This is a genomic window from Reella acinonychis (genome assembly GCF_052384575.1).
GTDB lineage: Bacteria > Pseudomonadota > Gammaproteobacteria > Enterobacterales > Pasteurellaceae > JBQSUQ01.
The window spans coordinates 67965-87116 of record NZ_JBQSUQ010000011.1; the positions used below are offsets into that span (position 1 = coordinate 67965).

General features: G+C 39.7%; 33 protein-coding genes and 1 riboswitch. Of the genes, 31 read left to right on the forward strand and 2 right to left on the reverse strand.

All coding sequences use genetic code 11. From position 1 onward, the window contains the following. Nucleotide 1 precedes the first annotated feature (1 nt). From rplB to rplQ, 24 genes are all read left to right on the forward strand, one after another. The gene (gene rplB, locus ACT2CV_RS05570; protein WP_464973161.1) at nt 2-823 is read left to right on the forward strand and encodes a 50S ribosomal protein L2; all 822 of its coding nucleotides are present in this window, start codon (nt 2-4) and stop codon (nt 821-823) included. 25 nt (nt 824-848) lie between these two features. Beyond that, a complete protein-coding gene (rpsS, locus tag ACT2CV_RS05575) occupies nt 849-1124 on the forward strand; it encodes a 30S ribosomal protein S19 (RefSeq protein WP_005539416.1) in 276 nt (91 codons plus the stop codon). Between the two features lie 10 nt (nt 1125-1134). Then, on the forward strand, nt 1135-1467 hold the full coding sequence (gene rplV / locus ACT2CV_RS05580) for a 50S ribosomal protein L22 (protein ID WP_050692961.1): 333 nt from the start codon (nt 1135-1137) through the stop codon (nt 1465-1467). Nucleotides 1468-1484: 17 nt separating this feature from the next. Beyond that, nucleotides 1485-2192, forward strand: coding sequence for a 30S ribosomal protein S3 (rpsC, locus tag ACT2CV_RS05585; RefSeq protein WP_464973160.1), 708 nt, complete (start codon nt 1485-1487; stop codon nt 2190-2192). 13 nt (nt 2193-2205) lie between these two features. Continuing rightward, nucleotides 2206-2616, forward strand: a complete 411-nt coding sequence (rplP, locus tag ACT2CV_RS05590; RefSeq protein ID WP_094946123.1) for a 50S ribosomal protein L16 — start codon at nt 2206-2208, stop codon at nt 2614-2616. Next, a complete protein-coding gene (gene rpmC, locus ACT2CV_RS05595) occupies nt 2616-2807 on the forward strand; it encodes a 50S ribosomal protein L29 (RefSeq protein ID WP_005706394.1) in 192 nt (63 codons plus the stop codon). The genes rplP and rpmC overlap by 1 nt, the downstream gene beginning before the upstream one ends. After that, nucleotides 2807-3061: a 30S ribosomal protein S17 gene (rpsQ, locus tag ACT2CV_RS05600; RefSeq protein ID WP_464973159.1), complete on the forward strand. Its 255-nt coding sequence runs from the start codon at nt 2807-2809 to the stop codon at nt 3059-3061. Before rpmC ends, rpsQ begins: the two co-directional genes overlap by 1 nt. A 328-nt stretch (nt 3062-3389) precedes the next feature. Further along, nucleotides 3390-3761, forward strand: coding sequence for a 50S ribosomal protein L14 (gene rplN / locus ACT2CV_RS05605; RefSeq protein WP_005548786.1), 372 nt, complete (start codon nt 3390-3392; stop codon nt 3759-3761). Between the two features lie 12 nt (nt 3762-3773). Further along, complete coding sequence (rplX, locus tag ACT2CV_RS05610; protein WP_464973158.1) at nt 3774-4085, forward strand: 50S ribosomal protein L24; 312 nt, start codon at nt 3774-3776, stop codon at nt 4083-4085. A 17-nt stretch (nt 4086-4102) separates the two neighbouring features. Continuing rightward, the gene (gene rplE, locus ACT2CV_RS05615) at nt 4103-4642 is read left to right on the forward strand and encodes a 50S ribosomal protein L5 (RefSeq protein WP_464973157.1); all 540 of its coding nucleotides are present in this window, start codon (nt 4103-4105) and stop codon (nt 4640-4642) included. 12 nt (nt 4643-4654) lie between these two features. Beyond that, nucleotides 4655-4960, forward strand: a complete 306-nt coding sequence (gene rpsN / locus ACT2CV_RS05620; protein ID WP_464973156.1) for a 30S ribosomal protein S14 — start codon at nt 4655-4657, stop codon at nt 4958-4960. A 37-nt stretch (nt 4961-4997) separates the two neighbouring features. Continuing rightward, nucleotides 4998-5390 (forward strand): 30S ribosomal protein S8, encoded by a 393-nt coding sequence (rpsH, locus tag ACT2CV_RS05625; protein ID WP_464973155.1) that lies wholly within the window; start codon nt 4998-5000, stop codon nt 5388-5390. 15 nt (nt 5391-5405) lie between these two features. Continuing rightward, nucleotides 5406-5939 (forward strand): 50S ribosomal protein L6, encoded by a 534-nt coding sequence (gene rplF, locus ACT2CV_RS05630; protein ID WP_464973154.1) that lies wholly within the window; start codon nt 5406-5408, stop codon nt 5937-5939. A gap of 13 nt (nt 5940-5952) precedes the next feature. Further along, complete coding sequence (rplR, locus tag ACT2CV_RS05635; RefSeq protein WP_115636635.1) at nt 5953-6306, forward strand: 50S ribosomal protein L18; 354 nt, start codon at nt 5953-5955, stop codon at nt 6304-6306. Between the two features lie 14 nt (nt 6307-6320). After that, nucleotides 6321-6821, forward strand: a complete 501-nt coding sequence (gene rpsE, locus ACT2CV_RS05640; protein ID WP_464973153.1) for a 30S ribosomal protein S5 — start codon at nt 6321-6323, stop codon at nt 6819-6821. Nucleotides 6822-6827: 6 nt separating this feature from the next. Next, nucleotides 6828-7007: a 50S ribosomal protein L30 gene (gene rpmD, locus ACT2CV_RS05645; RefSeq protein WP_103854522.1), complete on the forward strand. Its 180-nt coding sequence runs from the start codon at nt 6828-6830 to the stop codon at nt 7005-7007. Between the two features lie 4 nt (nt 7008-7011). Next, nucleotides 7012-7446, forward strand: a complete 435-nt coding sequence (gene rplO / locus ACT2CV_RS05650; protein ID WP_464973152.1) for a 50S ribosomal protein L15 — start codon at nt 7012-7014, stop codon at nt 7444-7446. A 7-nt stretch (nt 7447-7453) separates the two neighbouring features. Then, nucleotides 7454-8779: a preprotein translocase subunit SecY gene (gene secY, locus ACT2CV_RS05655; protein WP_464973151.1), complete on the forward strand. Its 1326-nt coding sequence runs from the start codon at nt 7454-7456 to the stop codon at nt 8777-8779. Between the two features lie 31 nt (nt 8780-8810). Beyond that, nucleotides 8811-8924 (forward strand): 50S ribosomal protein L36, encoded by a 114-nt coding sequence (rpmJ, locus tag ACT2CV_RS05660; protein ID WP_011201185.1) that lies wholly within the window; start codon nt 8811-8813, stop codon nt 8922-8924. 140 nt (nt 8925-9064) lie between these two features. After that, nucleotides 9065-9421, forward strand: a complete 357-nt coding sequence (gene rpsM, locus ACT2CV_RS05665) for a 30S ribosomal protein S13 (RefSeq protein WP_464973150.1) — start codon at nt 9065-9067, stop codon at nt 9419-9421. A gap of 17 nt (nt 9422-9438) precedes the next feature. Further along, nucleotides 9439-9828 carry a 30S ribosomal protein S11 gene (gene rpsK, locus ACT2CV_RS05670; protein WP_077415376.1) on the forward strand — a complete coding sequence of 130 codons (390 nt, stop codon included), beginning with the start codon at nt 9439-9441 and terminating at the stop codon, nt 9826-9828. A 29-nt stretch (nt 9829-9857) separates the two neighbouring features. Then, nucleotides 9858-10478: a 30S ribosomal protein S4 gene (gene rpsD / locus ACT2CV_RS05675; protein ID WP_464973149.1), complete on the forward strand. Its 621-nt coding sequence runs from the start codon at nt 9858-9860 to the stop codon at nt 10476-10478. A gap of 32 nt (nt 10479-10510) precedes the next feature. Continuing rightward, nucleotides 10511-11500: a DNA-directed RNA polymerase subunit alpha gene (locus tag ACT2CV_RS05680; RefSeq protein WP_464973148.1), complete on the forward strand. Its 990-nt coding sequence runs from the start codon at nt 10511-10513 to the stop codon at nt 11498-11500. 40 nt (nt 11501-11540) lie between these two features. Further along, nucleotides 11541-11927 carry a 50S ribosomal protein L17 gene (gene rplQ, locus ACT2CV_RS05685; protein WP_464973147.1) on the forward strand — a complete coding sequence of 129 codons (387 nt, stop codon included), beginning with the start codon at nt 11541-11543 and terminating at the stop codon, nt 11925-11927. A 49-nt stretch (nt 11928-11976) separates the two neighbouring features. On the opposite strand, the gene ACT2CV_RS05690 is transcribed toward rplQ, so the two are convergent. Beyond that, a complete protein-coding gene (locus ACT2CV_RS05690; RefSeq protein WP_464973146.1) occupies nt 11977-12666 on the reverse strand; it encodes a metallophosphoesterase family protein in 690 nt (229 codons plus the stop codon). A gap of 3 nt (nt 12667-12669) precedes the next feature. Next, nucleotides 12670-13956 (reverse strand): multifunctional transcriptional regulator/nicotinamide-nucleotide adenylyltransferase/ribosylnicotinamide kinase NadR, encoded by a 1287-nt coding sequence (nadR, locus tag ACT2CV_RS05695; protein ID WP_464973145.1) that lies wholly within the window; start codon nt 13954-13956, stop codon nt 12670-12672. A gap of 156 nt (nt 13957-14112) precedes the next feature. Beyond that, nucleotides 14113-14239: riboswitch (FMN riboswitch) on the forward strand. 81 nt (nt 14240-14320) lie between these two features. Between nadR and ribB the strand changes: the two genes are divergently transcribed. The 7 genes from ribB (at nt 14321) to def (ending at nt 19112) form a co-directional block, all read left to right on the forward strand. Next, nucleotides 14321-14965 (forward strand): 3,4-dihydroxy-2-butanone-4-phosphate synthase, encoded by a 645-nt coding sequence (gene ribB, locus ACT2CV_RS05700; RefSeq protein WP_464973144.1) that lies wholly within the window; start codon nt 14321-14323, stop codon nt 14963-14965. A gap of 105 nt (nt 14966-15070) precedes the next feature. After that, nucleotides 15071-15622 (forward strand): L-threonylcarbamoyladenylate synthase type 1 TsaC, encoded by a 552-nt coding sequence (gene tsaC / locus ACT2CV_RS05705; RefSeq protein WP_464973143.1) that lies wholly within the window; start codon nt 15071-15073, stop codon nt 15620-15622. A gap of 3 nt (nt 15623-15625) precedes the next feature. Continuing rightward, nucleotides 15626-16438, forward strand: coding sequence for a shikimate dehydrogenase (gene aroE, locus ACT2CV_RS05710; protein ID WP_464973142.1), 813 nt, complete (start codon nt 15626-15628; stop codon nt 16436-16438). Then, on the forward strand, nt 16435-17160 hold the full coding sequence (locus tag ACT2CV_RS05715; protein ID WP_464973141.1) for an MgtC/SapB family protein: 726 nt from the start codon (nt 16435-16437) through the stop codon (nt 17158-17160). The genes aroE and ACT2CV_RS05715 overlap by 4 nt, the downstream gene beginning before the upstream one ends. A 76-nt stretch (nt 17161-17236) precedes the next feature. Further along, nucleotides 17237-17983: an MlaA family lipoprotein gene (locus ACT2CV_RS05720; RefSeq protein WP_464973140.1), complete on the forward strand. Its 747-nt coding sequence runs from the start codon at nt 17237-17239 to the stop codon at nt 17981-17983. A gap of 11 nt (nt 17984-17994) precedes the next feature. Next, nucleotides 17995-18489, forward strand: coding sequence for a YfbU family protein (locus tag ACT2CV_RS05725; protein WP_464973139.1), 495 nt, complete (start codon nt 17995-17997; stop codon nt 18487-18489). 110 nt (nt 18490-18599) lie between these two features. Then, complete coding sequence (gene def, locus ACT2CV_RS05730) at nt 18600-19112, forward strand: peptide deformylase (protein ID WP_464973138.1); 513 nt, start codon at nt 18600-18602, stop codon at nt 19110-19112. Nucleotides 19113-19152: the final 40 nt, after the last annotated feature.

Consider the following 19152-nt stretch of genomic DNA (forward strand, 5'->3'; position numbering starts at 1 on the left):
AATGGCTATCGTTAAATGTAAGCCGACCTCCGCTGGTCGTCGTCACGTTGTTAAAATCGTGAACCCTGATTTACACAAGGGTAAACCTTACGCGCCTCTTTTAGATACTAAATCTAAAACTGGTGGTCGTAATAATTTCGGACGTATTACTACTCGCCATATTGGTGGTGGTCATAAACAACATTACCGTTTAATCGATTTCAAACGTAACAAGTTAGATATCCCAGCGGTTGTTGAGCGTCTTGAATATGATCCAAATCGTTCTGCAAATATTGCTTTAGTGCTTTATAAAGATGGTGAACGCCGTTATATCTTAGCACCTAAAGGTTTATCTGTAGGCGATACAATCCAAGCTGGTGTAAACTCGCCAATTAAAGTTGGTAACTCATTACCAATGCGTAATATCCCAGTTGGTTCGACAGTACATAACGTTGAATTAAAACCAGGTAAAGGCGGTCAAATCGCTCGTTCTGCTGGTGCGTATGTACAAATCATCGCTCGTGAAGGTAACTATGTTACTTTACGTCTTCGTTCAGGCGAAATGCGTAAAGTATTAGCTGAGTGTGTTGCAACTATCGGTGAAGTTGGTAACTCTGAACACATGTTGCGTGTACTAGGTAAAGCTGGTGCAAGCCGTTGGAGAGGTATCCGTCCTACCGTTCGTGGTACTGCAATGAACCCAGTAGATCACCCACATGGTGGTGGTGAAGGTCGTAACTTTGGTAAACACCCAGTAACACCTTGGGGCGTTCAAACTAAAGGTAAGAAAACTCGTCACAACAAACGTACTGATAAATTCATCGTACGTCGTCGTGGCAAATAATTTTAATTAATAAAGAGGATAAGCCATGCCACGTTCTCTCAAGAAGGGTCCTTTCCTTGACCTACACTTGTTGAAGAAGGTAGAGAAGGCGGTGGAAAGCGGGGATAAAAAACCAATCAAAACTTGGTCCCGTCGTTCAATGATCATTCCATCAATGATCGGATTGACCATCGCAGTCCATAATGGTCGTCAGCACGTTCCAGTTTATGTTTCTGATGAAATGATCGGTCATAAATTAGGTGAATTTGCACCGACTCGTACATACCGCGGTCACGCTGCGGATAAGAAAGCTAAGAAGTAAGAGGTAAAAGATGGAAACTATCGCAAAACATCGTTACGCTCGCACTTCAGCGCAAAAAGCTCGCTTAGTTGCGGATTTAATTCGTGGTAAGAAAGTTGCTCAAGCATTAGAAATCTTAACTTACACTAACAAAAAAGCAGCAGCTTTAGTGAAGAAAGTGCTTGAATCAGCTATTGCAAATGCAGAGCATAATGACGGTGCAGATATCGATGATCTTAAAGTAGCGAAGATCTTCGTTGATGAAGGTCCAAGCATGAAACGTGTAATGCCACGTGCTAAAGGTCGTGCAGATCGTATTTTAAAACGTACAAGCCACATCACAGTGGTTGTGTCAGATCGTTAATCAGTAGAGGAATAGCAATGGGTCAAAAAGTTCATCCACATGGTATTCGCCTAGGTATTGTTAAGCCTTGGAGCTCTACTTGGTTTGCGAATACACAAGATTTCGCATCTAACTTAGATGGCGATTTCAAAGTACGTCAATTCTTGAATAAAGAATTAGCGAATGCTTCAGTTTCACGTATCACTATTGAGCGTCCAGCGAAAAGCATCCGCGTAACAATTCACACAGCTCGTCCAGGTATCGTAATTGGTAAAAAAGGCGAAGATGTTGAGAAATTACGTAACGCAGTAGCGAAAATCGCAGGCGTTCCAGCACAAATCAACATTGCTGAAGTGAAAAAACCTGAATTAGATGCAAAATTAGTTGCAGACAGCATCGCTTCTCAATTAGAACGTCGTGTAATGTTCCGTCGTGCTATGAAACGTGCGGTACAAAACGCAATGCGTTTAGGTGCTAAAGGTATCAAAGTTGAAGTAAGCGGTCGTTTAGGTGGTGCAGAAATTGCACGTTCTGAGTGGTATCGTGAAGGTCGCGTACCATTACATACACTACGTGCGGACATCGATTATAACACTGCAGAAGCACATACTACATACGGCGTAATTGGCGTAAAAGTATGGATCTTCAAAGGTGAAATTCTTGGTGGAATGGCTGCAATTGCACAACAACCAGAACAACAACCAGCTGCGCCTAAAAAGGCACCACGCGGCAAAGGTCGTAAGTAAGGAGAACTGCTAAATGTTGCAACCAAAACGTACAAAATTCCGTAAAGTCCACAAAGGACGTAACCGCGGTATTGCTGGCGGTACAGAAGTTAGCTTCGGTACATTCGGCTTAAAAGCGGTGGGTCGCGGTCGTTTAACAGCTCGTCAAATCGAGTCAGCGCGTCGTGCAATGACACGTGCGGTTAAACGTCAAGGTAAAATCTGGATTCGTGTATTCCCAGACAAACCAATTACTGAAAAACCATTAGAAGTTCGTATGGGTAAAGGTAAAGGTAACGTGGAATACTGGGTAGCTCTTATCCAACCAGGTAAAGTACTTTATGAAATGGACGGAGTTTCAGAAGAAATCGCACGCAATGCATTTGCATTAGCTGCGGCGAAACTTCCAATTAAAACAACGTTCGTAACTAAGACGGTGATGTAATGAAAGCTCAAGAACTACGTAACAAAAATGTTGAAGAGCTGAACGCTGAGTTAGTGAACCTTTTAGGTGAACAATTCAAATTGCGTATGCAAGCAGCCACCGGTCAGCTTCAACAAACCCATCAGTTAAAACAAGTGCGTCGTAGCATTGCACAAGTAAAAACTGTATTAACCGAAAAGGCGGGTGAGTAATGACTGATAAAATTCGTAGCGTACAAGGTAAAGTTGTAAGCGACAAAATGGACAAATCGTTCGTTGTTGCGATTGAACGCAAGGTTAAACACCCACTTTATGGTAAGTTTATCCGTCGTACAACAAAACTTCACGTACATGATGAAAACAACGAAGCTAAATTAGGTGATGTAGTAGAGGTGCGCGAATGTCGCCCTATCTCTAAAACAAAATCATGGACTTTAGTTCGTGTTGTTGAAAAAGCGGTAATCTAATTTTATTAGTTAAAGCTTAATCAAAATTGAAAGCCAAGGGCATTGCTCTTGGCTTTTTTGTTTTTATAAAAGTGCGGTGAAAAAAGTCAATGCTTTTGACAGCGTTTTTTCAAAGAAATATACTCTTTCTACTTGTTATTGAAATAACAAACACATGTCTAATTTAGCTATCATCTTTGACTTGGAATTTATATTTTCTTTCAATACTAATTCTCTTCAAAAAACTGTTGCTATTGATGGTTTATTTGTGCTAAACTCCGCGAACTATTTACATTGGGTAAATAGGGTCGTCCCGAAAGGGTGTTATTAATTTTAGCGGAGTACTAAGATGATCCAAGAACAGACTATGCTGGATGTTGCTGATAACTCAGGCGCTCGCAGTGTAATGTGTATCAAGGTTCTAGGTGGATCGCACCGTCGTTACGCTGCTATTGGTGATATCATCAAAATTACTGTGAAAGAAGCAATTCCTCGCGGTAAAGTTAAAAAAGGTGATGTATTAAAAGCAGTTGTTGTGCGCACCAAGAAGGGTGTTCGTCGCCCAGATGGATCAGTCATTCGCTTCGATGGTAATGCATGTGTAATTTTAAACAATAACACAGAGCAACCAATCGGTACTCGTATTTTTGGACCGGTGACTCGTGAACTTCGTTCTGAGAAGTTTATGAAAATCATCTCTTTAGCGCCAGAAGTACTGTAAGGAGAAGTGTAAATGGCTGCAAAAATTCGTCAAAATGATGAAGTAATCGTACTTGCTGGTAAAGATAAAGGCAAGCGCGGTAAGGTAACTAAAGTGTTACCAAACGGTAAAGTTGTTGTTGAAGGTGTTAAAATCATCACTAAACATGAAAAACCAGTTCCTGCATTAGGCAAGGAAGGTGGCTTAGTGAAGAAAGAAGCTGCAATTGATGTTTCAAACGTTGCAATTTTCAACCCAAAAACAAACAAAGCAGACCGTGTAGGTTTTAGATTTGAAGACGGTAAAAAAGTACGTTTCTTCAAGTCTAATAATGAAATTATTTAACAAACTGGAGTAATGCGATGGCGAAACTGCATGATTACTACAGAGATCAAGTAGTTAATGAATTAAAAAATAAATTCAACTACGCATCTGTCATGCAAGTCCCACGAATCGAAAAGATTACCCTGAATATGGGTGTGGGTGAAGCATTGACCGACAAGAAATTGCTAGATAATGCAGTAGCAGATTTAGCAGCGATCAGCGGTCAAAAACCTTTAATTACAAAAGCACGCAAATCTGTTGCAGGCTTTAAAATCCGTCAGGGATATCCAATCGGTTGTAAAGTAACACTACGTGGCGAACGTATGTGGGAGTTCTTAGAACGTTTAATTACAATTGCTGTTCCACGTATTCGTGACTTCCGCGGTTTAAGCGCGAAATCATTTGATGGTCGTGGTAACTACAGCATGGGTGTGCGTGAGCAAATCATCTTCCCTGAAATCGATTATGATAAAGTGGATCGTGTACGTGGTTTAGATATTACTATCACTACCACAGCGAAAAATGATGAAGAAGGTCAAGCACTACTCGCTGCCTTTAATTTCCCATTCCGTAAGTAAGGCAGGTTATAGATGGCTAAACAATCAATGAAAGCACGCGATGTAAAACGCGTTAAATTGGCTGAAAAATTCTATGCTAAACGTGTAGAGTTGAAAAAAATCATTTCTGACGTAAATGCTTCTGCGGAAGATCGTTGGAGTGCGGTATTAAAATTACAAACTTTACCGCGTGATTCAAGCCCAAGCCGCCAACGTAACCGTTGCCGCCAAACTGGTCGTCCTCATGGAGTTCTTCGTAAGTTTGGTTTAAGCCGTATTAAGGTACGTGAAGCTGCAATGCGTGGCGAAATCCCAGGCCTTAAAAAAGCAAGTTGGTAATTTACCACTTTAATTTGGAATCGGAGAATAAAGCACAATGAGTATGCAAGATCCTATCGCAGATATGTTGACCCGTATTCGTAACGGTCAAGCTGCGAATAAAGTTGCGATCAGTATGCCTTCATCCAAGCTAAAAGTGGCAATTGCCAATGTATTAGCTGAAGAAGGTTATGTTGAAAGCGTTAAAGTTTTAGATGGTGTTAAACCAGAATTGGAAATTACTTTAAAATATTTCCAAGGTAAACCAGTTGTAGAAAGTATTCAACGTGTGAGCCGCCCAGGTTTACGTATTTATAAACGTAAAGATGAATTACCAAAAGTAATGGGTGGTTTAGGTGTTGCTGTTGTTTCTACATCTAAAGGTGTGATGACTGACCGTAAAGCTCGTCAAGAGGGCTTAGGCGGTGAAATCATCTGTTATGTAGCTTAATAGAGAGGTAGGAAAATGTCTCGTGTTGCAAAAGCACCTGTTAATATTCCTGCCGGTGTCGAGGTTAAACTTGACGGTCAGTTATTAACAGTTAAAGGTAAGAATGGTGAGTTATCTCGTACCATTCATAACGCAGTTGAAGTTAAACAAGATAATGGTGCATTAACTTTTGCTCCTCGTGAAGGTATTGTAGGTGCAGATGCACAAGCAGGTACTGCACGTGCATTAGTAAATGCAATGGTTATCGGTGTTACTGAAGGCTTCACAAAGAAATTACAACTAGTCGGTGTTGGTTATCGTGCCCAAATGAAAGGTAACACAGTTGCTTTAAGTTTAGGTTTCTCTCACCCGATTGAACATGTATTGCCTGCAGGCGTAACTGGCGAATGCCCTTCTCAAACAGAAATTGTTCTGAAAAGTGCAGATAAACAGTTAATCGGTCAAGTAGCAGCAGACATTCGTGCATATCGTCGTCCAGAGCCTTATAAAGGTAAAGGTGTTCGTTATGCAGATGAAGTTGTACGCACTAAAGAAGCGAAGAAAAAATAATTAAGGTAACACTATGGATAAGAAATCAGCTCGTATCCGTCGTGCAGCTCGTGCTCGTCATATGATGAGAGAGCAGGGTGTAACTCGTTTAGTAGTTCACCGCACTCCGCGTCATATTTACGCACAAGTGATTGCACCGAACGGTTCAGAAGTGCTTGCCGCTGCTTCTACAGTAGAAAAAGCAATTAGTGAGCAAGTTAAGTACACCGGAAATAAAGATGCTGCTGCAGTAGTAGGTAAAGTTGTTGCTGAGCGTGCATTAGCGAAAGGCGTTAAAGACGTAGCTTTCGATCGTTCTGGTTTTAAATATCATGGTCGTGTCCAATCTTTAGCGGACGCTGCTCGTGAAGCTGGTCTACAGTTCTAATAGAGGAAATTGAGATGTCAAACATCGAGAAACAAGCTGGTGAACTGCAAGAGAAGCTAATCGCGGTAAACCGTGTATCAAAAACTGTAAAAGGTGGTCGTATTATGAGTTTCACTGCATTAACTGTAGTGGGCGATGGTAACGGTCGCGTTGGTTTTGGTTATGGTAAAGCTCGCGAGGTTCCGGCAGCAATCCAAAAAGCAATGGAAAAAGCACGTCGTAATATGATTAACGTAGCTTTAAATGAAGGTACATTACAACACCCAGTTAAAGGTACTCATACTGGTTCTCGCGTATTTATGCAACCAGCTAGCGAAGGTACAGGTATCATCGCAGGCGGTGCAATGCGTGCAGTATTAGAAGTTGCAGGTGTTCGTAACGTTCTTTCTAAAGCGTACGGTTCAACAAACCCAATTAACGTTGTTCGTGCAACTATTGATGCATTAGCAAATATGAAATCGCCAGAAATGGTTGCTGCTAAACGTGGCAAAACTGTTGATGAAATTTTGGGGTAATTGATCATGGCTAAAACTATTAAAGTAACACAAGTTCGTAGCTCAATTGCTCGTTTACCGAAGCATAAAGCTACTTTACGTGGTCTAGGTCTTCGCCGTATGCATCATACCGTTGAGTTAATCGATACTCCAGCAGTGCGCGGTATGATTAACCAAGTTTCATACATGGTTAAAGTGGAGGAGTAAGAGAATGCGTTTAAATACTCTATCTCCGGCTGAAGGTGCAAAACACAGTGCTAAGCGCCTAGGTCGTGGTATTGGTTCAGGTTTAGGCAAAACTGGTGGTCGTGGTCATAAAGGTCAAAAATCTCGTACTGGTGGCGGTGTTCGTCGTGGTTTCGAGGGTGGTCAAATGCCTTTATACCGTCGTTTACCAAAATTTGGTTTTACGTCAATGAAAGCTGCAGTAACAGCAGAAATTCGTTTAACTGATTTAGCTAAAGTTGAAGGTAATGTTGTCACTTTAGATACATTAAAAGCAGCGAACGTTATTACTAAAGAAATTCAATTTGCTAAAGTTATTTTAGCTGGCGAAGTGAAATCAGCAGTAACAGTTCGTGGTTTACGTGTAACTAAAGGTGCTAAAGCAGCGATTGAAGCTGCTGGTGGCTCAATTGAGGAATAATTAACAAATGGCTAAGCAACCAGGTTATCAAGCAAGAAGCACACAAAACGGTAAAGGTGAACTTAAAAGTAGATTACTTTTTGTATTAGGTGCACTCATCGTTTTTCGTATTGGTTCTTTCATTCCGGTTCCTGGTATTGATGCAGCCGTATTAGCTCAATTAATGGATCAACAAAAAGGCACCATCATTGAAATGTTTAATATGTTCTCTGGTGGTGCATTAAGTCGTGCGTCAATTTTTGCTTTAGGTATTATGCCTTATATTTCGGCATCTATTATCATTCAATTATTGACAACGGTTTATCCTGCTTTAAATGAATTAAAGAAAGAAGGGGAAGCTGGTCGTCGTAAAATTAGCAAGTACACGCGTTATTCCACGCTAGGTCTTGCAACATTACAAGCGATCGGTATTTCTACAAGTTTGCCAAATATGTTGCCAGGTCTTGTTCCAAATATTGGATTTGGCTTTTATTTCACCGCAGTTGTAAGCCTTGTTACAGGTACAATGTTCTTAATGTGGTTAGGAGAACAAATTACAGAGCGTGGAATTGGTAATGGTATTTCATTAATTATTTTCGCAGGTATTGTGGCAGGTCTTCCTGCTGCGATTGGTTCGACTATTGAGCAGGCTCGTCAAGGGCAAATGCATCTGTTAGTTCTCTTATTGATCGCCGTAGTTGTTTTTGCAGTAACTTATTTTGTTGTTTTCGTTGAAAGAGGACAGCGTCAAGTTAAAGTTGAATATGCTAAGCGTCAGCAAGGTCGCCAAATTTTAGGTGGGGGTACATCTCATTTGCCATTAAAAGTAAATATGGCAGGCGTTATCCCAGCAATTTTTGCTTCAAGTATTATTTTATTCCCAGCAACAATTGCATCTTGGTTTGGTGAAGGGTCAAGTCTTGAGTGGTTAACGAATTTATCGTTGATGTTACAACCTGGACAGCCAATTTACTTGATTGTTTATGCTGCAGCTATTATGTTCTTTAGCTTCTTTTATGCTGCGATGCAATTTAATCCTCGTGATACAGCCGATAATTTGAAAAAATCTGGAGCATTCATACCCGGAATTAGACCAGGTGAACAAACATCACGTTATATTGATAAAATTATGACCCGTTTAACATTAATTGGTGGTCTATATATTACGTTTGTTTGTTTAGTTCCTTACATTATGACATCAGCTTGGAATGTACAATTCTATTTTGGCGGTACATCCTTGTTAATCGTTGTAGTGGTAATTATGGATTTCATCGCTCAGATTCAGAGTCATTTAATGTCTACTAAATATGAATCTGCGTTGAAAAAAGCAAACCTTAGAGGTTTTGGACAATAATATTGTCTATTTAAAGTAAAAGGGATAAGCAATGAAAGTTCGTGCTTCCGTAAAGAAAATTTGTCGTAACTGTAAAATTGTTAAACGTGAAGGTGTTGTTCGTGTATTATGTAGCGACCCTAAACATAAACAACGTCAAGGTTAATTGATAATTTTTCTTGCAAAGAACCAGTTGAGCAGTTATACTGCTCAGCTCATTTATGTCCTTGGCACTTTGTTTGAGTATCCTGAAAACGGGCTTTTCAAGATCAAGGTGTCAAATTAGTTAAAAAATAGGAGTGCATAGTGGCCCGTATTGCAGGCATTAACATTCCTGATCATAAACACACTGTAATCGCTTTAACAGCAATTTACGGTATCGGTAAAACCAGAGCACAAGAAATCTGTGCAGCAACAGGTATTGCCGAAAGCGTTAAGATCAGCGAATTGTCTGAAGAGCAGATTGATAAACTGCGTGACGAAGTTGGTAAATTTACCGTTGAAGGTGACTTACGTCGTGAAGTAACACTTAACATCAAACGTCTATTAGACTTAGGTTGTTATCGTGGTTTACGCCATCGTCGTAGCTTACCGGTACGTGGTCAACGTACTAAAACTAACGCGCGTACCCGTAAGGGTCCACGTAAGCCGATCAAAAAATAATCGGAGTAAGGTAAAAAATGGCTAAAACACCAGTTCGTACACGTAAACGTGTAAAAAAACAAGTTGTAGATGGCGTAGCGCATATTCACGCATCTTTCAATAATACAATCGTGACTATTACTGACCGTCAAGGTAACGCTCTAGCATGGGCTACTGCTGGTGGTTCAGGTTTCCGTGGTTCTCGTAAATCAACTCCGTTTGCTGCACAAGTTGCTGCAGAACGTTGTGCTGAAATCGTAAAAGAATTCGGCTTAAAGAACTTGGAAGTTATGGTTAAAGGACCGGGTCCTGGTCGTGAATCAACAATTCGTGCATTAAATGCAGCGGGTTTCCGTATCACGAACATTACTGATGTGACTCCGATTCCACATAACGGTTGTCGTCCACCGAAAAAACGTCGTGTTTAATCTGACGTTAGGATAATTGGAGAAAGAAAATGGCAAGATATTTGGGTCCAAAACTCAAGCTAAGCCGTCGTGAAGGCACTGACTTATTCCTTAAGTCAGGTGTGCGTGCTATCGATTCTAAATGTAAAATTGATACAGCACCTGGTCAACACGGTGCTCGCAAACCACGTTTATCTGACTATGGTAGTCAGTTACGTGAAAAACAAAAAGTTCGCCGTATCTACGGTATCTTAGAACGTCAATTCCGTAATTATTATAAAGAAGCGAACCGCTTGAAAGGTAACACTGGTGAAAATTTATTAGTGTTATTAGAAGGTCGCTTGGATAACGTTGTTTATCGTATGGGATTTGCTGCAACTCGTGCAGAAGCTCGCCAATTAGTGAGCCACAAGGCGATTGTTGTAAATGGTCGTGTTGTAAATATCCCATCTTTCCAAGTTTCTGTTGATGATGTGATTGCAGTGCGTGAAAAATCTAAAAAACAAGCTCGCATCAAAGCATCATTAGAATTAGCAGAGCAAAGAGAAAAACCAACTTGGTTAGAAGTTGATGCTGCTAAAATGGAAGGTGTGTTCAAACGTGTTCCTGAACGTTCTGATTTATCAGCAGACATTAACGAACATCTGATCGTTGAGCTTTACTCTAAATAATAGTTAAAGCTTAGAAGCAAAGAGAGGATAAAATGCAGGGTTCTGTTACAGAATTTTTAAAGCCACACTTAGTTGATATTGAGCAAATTAGCCCAACTCACGCTAAAGTGATCTTAGAACCGTTAGAGCGTGGTTTCGGTCATACTCTAGGTAATGCATTACGTCGAATTCTTCTATCTTCAATGCCAGGTTGTGCTGTGACTGAAGTAGAAATCGAAGGCGTATTGCACGAGTATAGTAGTAAAGAAGGTGTTCAGGAAGACATTCTTGAAGTTCTTTTAAACTTAAAAGGCCTAGCGGTTAAAGTTCAGAATAAAGATGATGTTTTTCTGACACTAAACAAATCTGGAATTGGCCCTGTTGTTGCTGCTGACATTACTCATGATGGTGATGTTGAAATTGTAAATCCTGAGCATGTTATTTGTCACTTAACAGATGAAAACGCATCAATTAATATGCGTATTCGTGTTCAACGTGGTAGAGGTTATGTACCTGCTTCGGCTCGTGCACATGTTCAAGATGAAGATCGTCCGATTGGTCGTCTATTAGTAGATGCTTGTTATAGCCCTGTAGACCGTATTGCTTACAATGTTGAAGCAGCACGTGTTGAACAACGCACTGACTTAGATAAGTTAGTTATTGAGCTAGAAACAAATGGCACTATTGATCCGGAAGAAGCAATCCGTCGTGCAGCAACAATTTTAGCAGAGCAGCTTGATGCATTCGTTGATTTGCGAGATGTTCGTCAGCCTGAAGTCAAGGAAGAAAAACCGGAATTTGATCCGATTTTACTACGTCCTGTTGATGACTTAGAGTTGACAGTTCGTTCTGCTAACTGTTTGAAAGCAGAAACAATTCATTATATCGGTGATTTGGTTCAGCGTACTGAAGTTGAATTATTAAAAACACCTAATCTTGGTAAGAAATCACTTACTGAAATTAAGGATGTGTTAGCTTCACGCGGCCTATCATTAGGTATGCGCCTTGAAAATTGGCCTCCAGCAAGTATTGCTGAAGATTAATAGGCCATTAGGTTAAGATTTTTCTGAGAAGGATAAGGTCATGCGCCATCGTAAGAGTGGTCGTCAACTAAACCGTAATAGCAGCCATCGCCAAGCGATGTTCCGTAATATGGCAAGTTCTTTAGTTAATCACGAGATTATCAAAACAACTTTGCCTAAAGCTAAAGAATTACGTCGTGTAGTTGAACGGTTAATTACATTAGCAAAAGTTGATAGCGTTGCAAATCGCCGCTTAGCTTTCGCTCGTACACGCAACATTGAAACAGTTGCAAAATTATTTAATGAATTAGGTCCACGTTTTGCTAATCGTGCAGGTGGTTACACCCGTATTTTAAAATGTGGTTTCCGCGCAGGTGATAATGCACCAATGGCATACATTGAGTTAGTTGATCGCCCTGAAGCAACAGAGGTTGCTGCAGCGGAATAATTTAAGATCTAATAAAAAAGCTCGCTAATTTAGCGAGCTTTTCTTTTATCTATAAATCCCTATCATCAATATTTTTTAATAAGTAATTACCTTGAATATCACATAGGCTACGGAACCCAACATTAATCGTTTGATATGGGTTTTGTTTTTTTAAGGTAGCATAATCAAAGTTCTCATGGTGATGACCATGATAGAGCTGTCTTACTGACATTTTTTCTGCTAATTGATTAAGTATCGTAAAACCAGATGGATGTGGTTTTGGGGCCTCATGGCAAATAAGAATATCTGCTTGCTGACAAGATAACTCCTCTATATCTGATGGGAAAATAGATGTTCTATGTCTTAATGGCAAGCCAGAACGCCACAATTTTTCTGGTGGACAATATTGGCAATAATGGATGGGATCGAAAAATAACGGTTTTTTCGGAGGCATCCAAATCTGTCCTCGGAAGACACCGCCTAGTCCTGCAATGCGTTTCCCTTCAATTTCTACCACTCGTCCATGTAAGTTTCTTTCTTTCCATTGAGTTCCCCAAATCGCATCAAATGCATGAGGCGTTTTACTATCATGGTTGCCATGTATAAACCAAATTTCACAATGTTTAGCTAGCTCTTCAAGAGGCGATGGATCTACTAGCTGTAAGTCGCCTAGAATAATTAGGTTGACTTTATCTTCTCGTTCGATAAAGGGATATAAATGTGAGTAACTACCATGAGGATCGCCAGCAAATAAAATCATTGATTATTTAGCCTCATTATCAAATAGTGCACCATCATGAGTTAAATTCGAAATTTCTTCTTCATTTAATATTTTTTCTACAATGGCTTTTGCTTGTTCATAGCGTTCATCGTAACTCGGCGATTCAATTTCAATGTAAGGCACATGGTATTTATCTAATAATTTTTTAAGTAATTGTTGGAATCGTTGACGCTGTTTATGATCCCCTAGACTGCGTAAGCCATCATCCACCCATTTCGTATTGTTATTTAATAAAATCGTCACATCAAATGGATATTCTTTGATCATTGAATCCAAGAACGGATGGGCTTTCCCTTCATATTGAATACAAAAGGCTTGAGTAGTAATGAAGTCCGTATCAATAAACGCCACTTTATGTGCGTGTCTTAGTGCATAATCAATATAATGTTGATGGCCTAGCGCCATTTGTGGATAGTCAGAATATTGCATTGCCTGTTCATCGCCACCTAGTTTCTCAAAAACAAATTCACGACCATATTCCCAAGCAGAAGTGGTATTGAATACGGCAGCGAGTTTGTTTACTAGCACCGTTTTACCACTACTTTCACCGCCTAAAATTGCAATGGTTTTAGCAAAGAATGGACGGACTTCTTTTGGAATAAATTTCCAATAATGGAATGGATTGTTGCGAATTTTTGTGGCTGATACATTAAAGAATTCACGTTTGGGATCCACTAACACAACATCAAGTTGAAGATATTGTTCATAAGGTGCTTTGTCTTGAATTTCACTGCTGAAAACGACCGTTGGATTCACATTTTTTTCTTTAAATAATGTTTTTACTGCCTCAGACCAGCTTGCCCAGCCGTTAGGATAGCTTGGAATACCGTCTTCGACTAAATGATGAATAAATATTTGATTTTTATGATATTTAAAAATTTGTTGCATCCAACGTAGACGATCTTGCACCGTTGGCATTTTTTTCATTTTGCTATCATAAAAAAGTTTGAGATCTCGTTCTGTGTCACTACAAACGATGACGTGCAATTCATCTACTTTACTAAAAGCTTCAAAGATCATATTAATATGACCAGTATGCACAGGATAAAATTTACCAAAAATCACGCCGACTTGCTTATTATCGTGCGTATCCGTAATTTGTAATGCATTATGTAATGCGCGTAGTTTTACTGCACTTGGATTTTTGATTTTACCGCTCACTAATTGGTTGAAATAAGCTCGGGTAATATTTGCACTTTCGCACACTTCATTTACTTTTAATTTCAACTGCTTACGTTTCTGTTGTAAGTAAGAAAATTCACTGGTCATATAAAATTACCTCAAAATACACCGCGCTTTTATGTGGCATAAATGGAAAGTGCGGTGCGAATTCGCCTTGTTTTGTCTATTGTATGTAATCTGGCACAGAAAGAAAAACCTTTTTTCACTGCATAGCAATTCAATATGACAAGTGCTATACTAAGAGCACATTCTCAGGGCAGGGTGAAATTCCCTACTGGCGGTAAAGCCCGCGAGCGTTCATGTAAATGAAGTCAGCAGATTTGGTGAAATTCCAAAGCCAACAGTATAGTCTGGATGGAAGAGAATAAGCAGGTTCAATGGAACTTGTTTTTGTCATTTCTAACGCCCTGATTCTGGTATCTTATTGTTTCAAATCGATTAGGAATTTACTATGAATCAGTCATTATTATCTCCCTTTGGCACGCCAGAACAGCGTGTTGTGAAAGCGATTGAAGCTTTCAAACAAGGCAAAGGCGTACTTGTTTTAGACGATGAAAATCGTGAAAATGAAGGCGACCTTATTTTCCCTGCTCAAACCATTACCGCACAACAAATGGCAAGCTTAATTCGCTATGGTAGCGGTATTGTTTGCTTGTGTTTAAGTGAAAGCTTATGTGATCAACTTGATTTACCGCCGATGGTTGAAAATAACAATAGCGTCAACAAAACAGCTTTTACAGTGACTATTGAAGCGGCAGAAGGCGTGAGTACTGGGGTTTCTGCAGCAGATCGTGTAACGACTATTAAGGCTGCTGTGGCAGATGGTGCGAAGCCTTCAGATTTACATCGTCCTGGGCATATTTTCCCATTACGTGCAGTGAATGGTGGTGTATTAAAACGTCAGGGGCATACTGAAGCTTCTGTGGATTTAGCACGTCTTGCGGGCTACAAAGAAGCTGGTGTGATTTGTGAAATTACCAATGATGATGGCACCATGGCCCGAGCACCTGAATTAGTGGAATTTGCGAAAAAATTTGATTATGTCATTTTAACGATTGAAGATTTAATTGAATATCGTCTTAAACACAATTGTTAATGAGAACACTTTTTTGTGATAGATCCTTTCCATTTGGGAAGGATTTATCATTTTATCCCTCAAATTATGCTATAATTTGTCCTTTTAATTTTCTTGAAATAGAACGTGGATATTTTAACGCTAAGCCAACAATTAAAAGCCAATCAAGTAGTTGCCTATCCGACAGAAGCGGTTTTCGGATTGGGTTGTAATCCTTTTAGTCAAAGTGCGGTGGAAAAATTATTAGTTTTGAAGCAACGCCCTATTGAAAAAGGACTGATCCTTGTATCGCCTGATGTGCGTTTTTTTCTCCCTTTTATTGATGAAACTCGTATTAACGCAGCACAATGGCAATGTTTAACGCAAACCTACGATCATCCAATTACCTGGGTTGTGCCAGCAAAAGAAAATGTGCCAACGTTTTTAACAGGTGATTTTGATAGCATTGCGGTGCGTATTTGTCGTCATCCCGCTGTAGCTCAATTATGTGAAGCTTGTGAATTTGCACTTACATCCACTAGTGCGAACCTATCAGGATTGTCTCCTTGTCGTACAGCTGAAGAGGTGAGAGTTCAATTTGGTGCCGATTTTCCAGTGTTGGATATGCCTGTTGGTGATGCAAAAAATCCATCAGAAATTCGAGATTTGTTAACTAATCAATTATTTAGGCAAGGATAAGCTATGGATAAATACGCAGTTTGGGGAAATCCAATTGCACAAAGTAAATCGCCTCAAATTCATCGTTTGTTTGCTCAGCAAACGCAGCAATCCATGGAATATGTGGCTATGTTGGGCGATTTGACGCAGTTTGAACAACAGTTGAGCCAATTTTTTGCGCAGGGTGCGAAAGGTTGTAATATTACAGCCCCTTTTAAAGAAAGAGCATTTGCGCTAGCTGATGAACATAGTGAGCAAGCGCTTATGGCAGAAGCTTGCAACACCTTAAAACGATTAGATAACGGTAAACTCTATGCAGATAATACCGATGGCGTAGGCTTGGTTACCGATTTAACGAGATTAGGTTGGTTGAAACCTAATAATAAAATCTTAATTTTAGGCGCGGGTGGTGCGACAAAAGGTGTTTTACTGCCTTTATTACAAGCGCAGCAAAACATCCTCATTTCTAACCGCACTTTAGCCAAGGCACAAGGGTTAGCAGATAAATTCGCGGCTTATGGCAATATTCAAGCTGTCGAATTAAGCCAAATTCCAATGCAGCATTTTGATCTCGTGATCAACGCTACTTCATTAGGTTTACAAGGCGCAACTGTCGATATTCAACCTGAACTGTTGCGTCATGCGGGCGCGGTTTATGATATGCAATACGCCAAAGATACCGATACGCCTTTTATTGCTTGGGCGAAATCTTTAGGGGTAAAAACAATGAGTGATGGTTTTGGTATGCTCGTGGGGCAAGCGGCTCATTCCTTTAAATTATGGCGTGGTGTGATGCCAGAAGTGGATTATTTAATAAAAAGTGCGGTAATAAAATGATAAATTTTCAAACATTAGTTGATTCGGCAATTCATTCTTCTCATTTTCTTATTCTTGCGAAGATCTGCGTTGCTATGTGCCTTGGTGGCATTATTGGTTTAGAACGGGAGCTAAAGCGTAAACCTGTTGGGGTAAAAACCTGCGTTATTATTGCGATTACCACCTGTATTCTTACCATTGTATCTATTCAATCAGCAGAATATTATGCAGAAGTGTCGGAGAATATTCGTACGGACCCAATGCGTTTAGCTGCACAGGTTATCAGCGGTATTGGTTTCTTGGGCGCTGGTGTGATTCTACGTAAAAGTAATGATGCTATTTCTGGTTTAACAACTGCGGCAATTATTTGGTCTGCCGCAGGGATTGGTATTGCTTCTGGCGCAGGTTTCTTCTTTGATGCCATTATTGCGACTATGATGATCTTTGTAGCGATCCGTTTGAGCCCGATTGTGCAACGCTATGTTCAGCGTCGTCGCCCAAAAGAAAATATCAAAGCAACGATGAATATTCATTTGAATGATGTGCAAGGCATTAGTCAAGTACAGACGTTATTTGAACAATTTGATAGTGATATTTTAAATACCAATATTAAAGATTTGTCACAAGGCGAAATCAAGCTTATTTTGCGGGTGGAGTTAGCGAATCAAGATGTGTTGCAGCAGCTCTATACGCATATTAGAGCGTTGCCAGAAGTTTTAGCAGTGGATTTAGAAAGTAAATAAAGTGCGGTGATTTCTTTTGTAGATTTTGCGTAACTCATTTACAATGTCGATATCTTGAACTCAATCAGGAAATATTATGAAAAAAATTCTTTTTAGCACCGCACTTTTAAGTACCGTTGTGCTTACAGGTTGCAGTAGCACACTTGACCCAGTAACTGGGGAACGAAATGATCCCTTACAAAGTTTCAACCGTACCATGTGGGATTTCAACTACAAAGTGTTAGACCCTTATGTGTTAAAACCATTAGCAAAAGGCTGGGATGCTTTACCAACGCCATTAACTAAAGGTTTATCAAATGTGGCGAATAACTTAGATGAGCCAGTCAGTATGATTAACCGCTTACTAGAGGGCGAGGGTAAAAAAGCGATGACGCATTTTAATCGCTTCTTTATTAACTCGACCTTTGGTTTAGGCGGATTAATTGATTTAGCAAGCCATAGCGAACCGCTTAAAGTGGATTATCCACGTACATTTGGTGAAACCTTGGGGAGTTATGGCGTAGATCCAGGTGCTTATATCGTATTGCCGGTTTATAATGCCACCACACCAAGAGAAATCACAGGGGCGGTTGTTGACACTGCTTACACCTATCCATTCTGGAATTGGGTGGGTGGCCCTTGGTCTTTAGTGAAAATGGGCGTACAAAAAGTGGATCAGCGTGCGAAAGCAATGGATAAGGAAGCTTTTTTGGAGCAATCACATGATCCATATATTACGTTCCGCGAAGCCTATTACCAGCATCTTGAATTCCGTACCAAAGATGGTAATGTGCAGCCGAAAGAAACTGGACTTTCAGCAGATGATTTAAAAAGTATTGATTAAGGGATAATATTATGGAAATGACATCAACTCAGCGTTTGATTTTAACAAACCAATATAAATTAATGGGGTTATTAGACCCTGCGAATGCGGCAACATACGCGCGTTTGGAAGCCATTGTCAAAGGTGGATTTGCACTTGAATTAAGAGAACTGGATCGTGAATTTACTGATATCAAAGTGGAAGAATGTCAAACGATCTTAGATACGTTAGAAATGTATAAAGCTCTTCATGTTTCATACAATAATTTAGCGGATAAATCAGGCGTAACTCCACATCGTTTACAATTTGTTGGCTATTGTGCGGTGCGTGAGAAGAAATATTTAAGCTATCTGCGTTTTATTACGGGCGTAGAGGGCAAATATCAAGAATTTATGAAATGCGAACATGGCTGTGATTCGCAAACACCAATGTGGGATAAATACAGTAAAATGCTTGATGTTTGGCGTGCTTGCCCACATGGTTATCATTTAAGTATGCAAGAGATCTTGAACATCTTAAACGCATAATAAAACCTTATAAAAATCAACCGCACTTTTAAAGTGCGGTTTGTTTTTCGCCTATTCTAACGGAAATCTGTTACACTATGGCACCTGATTAATTTAATGAAATGAGCACTATGAGTTTATTAAATGTTTTAATTTATCCTGACGAGCAATTGCGTACCATTGCTCAACCTGTTACTGAATTTAACCCAGAATTACAAGATTTTATTGATAATATGTTTGAAACCATGTACGAAAATGAAGGCATTGGTTTAGCCGCCACTCAAGTGAATGTACACAAACGTGTTATTACCATGGATATTGAAGGTAACAAAGAAAATCAAATCGTATTGATTAACCCTGAAATTATTGAAAGTTCAGGTGAAACAGGGATTGAAGAGGGTTGTTTGTCTGTGCCTGGTTTTCGTGGTTTAGTGCCACGTAAAGAAAAAGTAACGGTAAAAGCACTTAATCGTCAGGGCGAAGAATTTACTTTATCAGCAGATGGTTTATTGGCAATTTGTATTCAACATGAAATTGATCACTTGAACGGTGTGATGTTTGTTGATTATTTATCGCCATTAAAACGCAACCGTATTAAAGAGAAATTAGTGAAATTACAAAAACAAATTGCGCGCAGCAAATAAGTTGAGAACAGCTTTCTCTTTTTCTATTTATGATTATCCG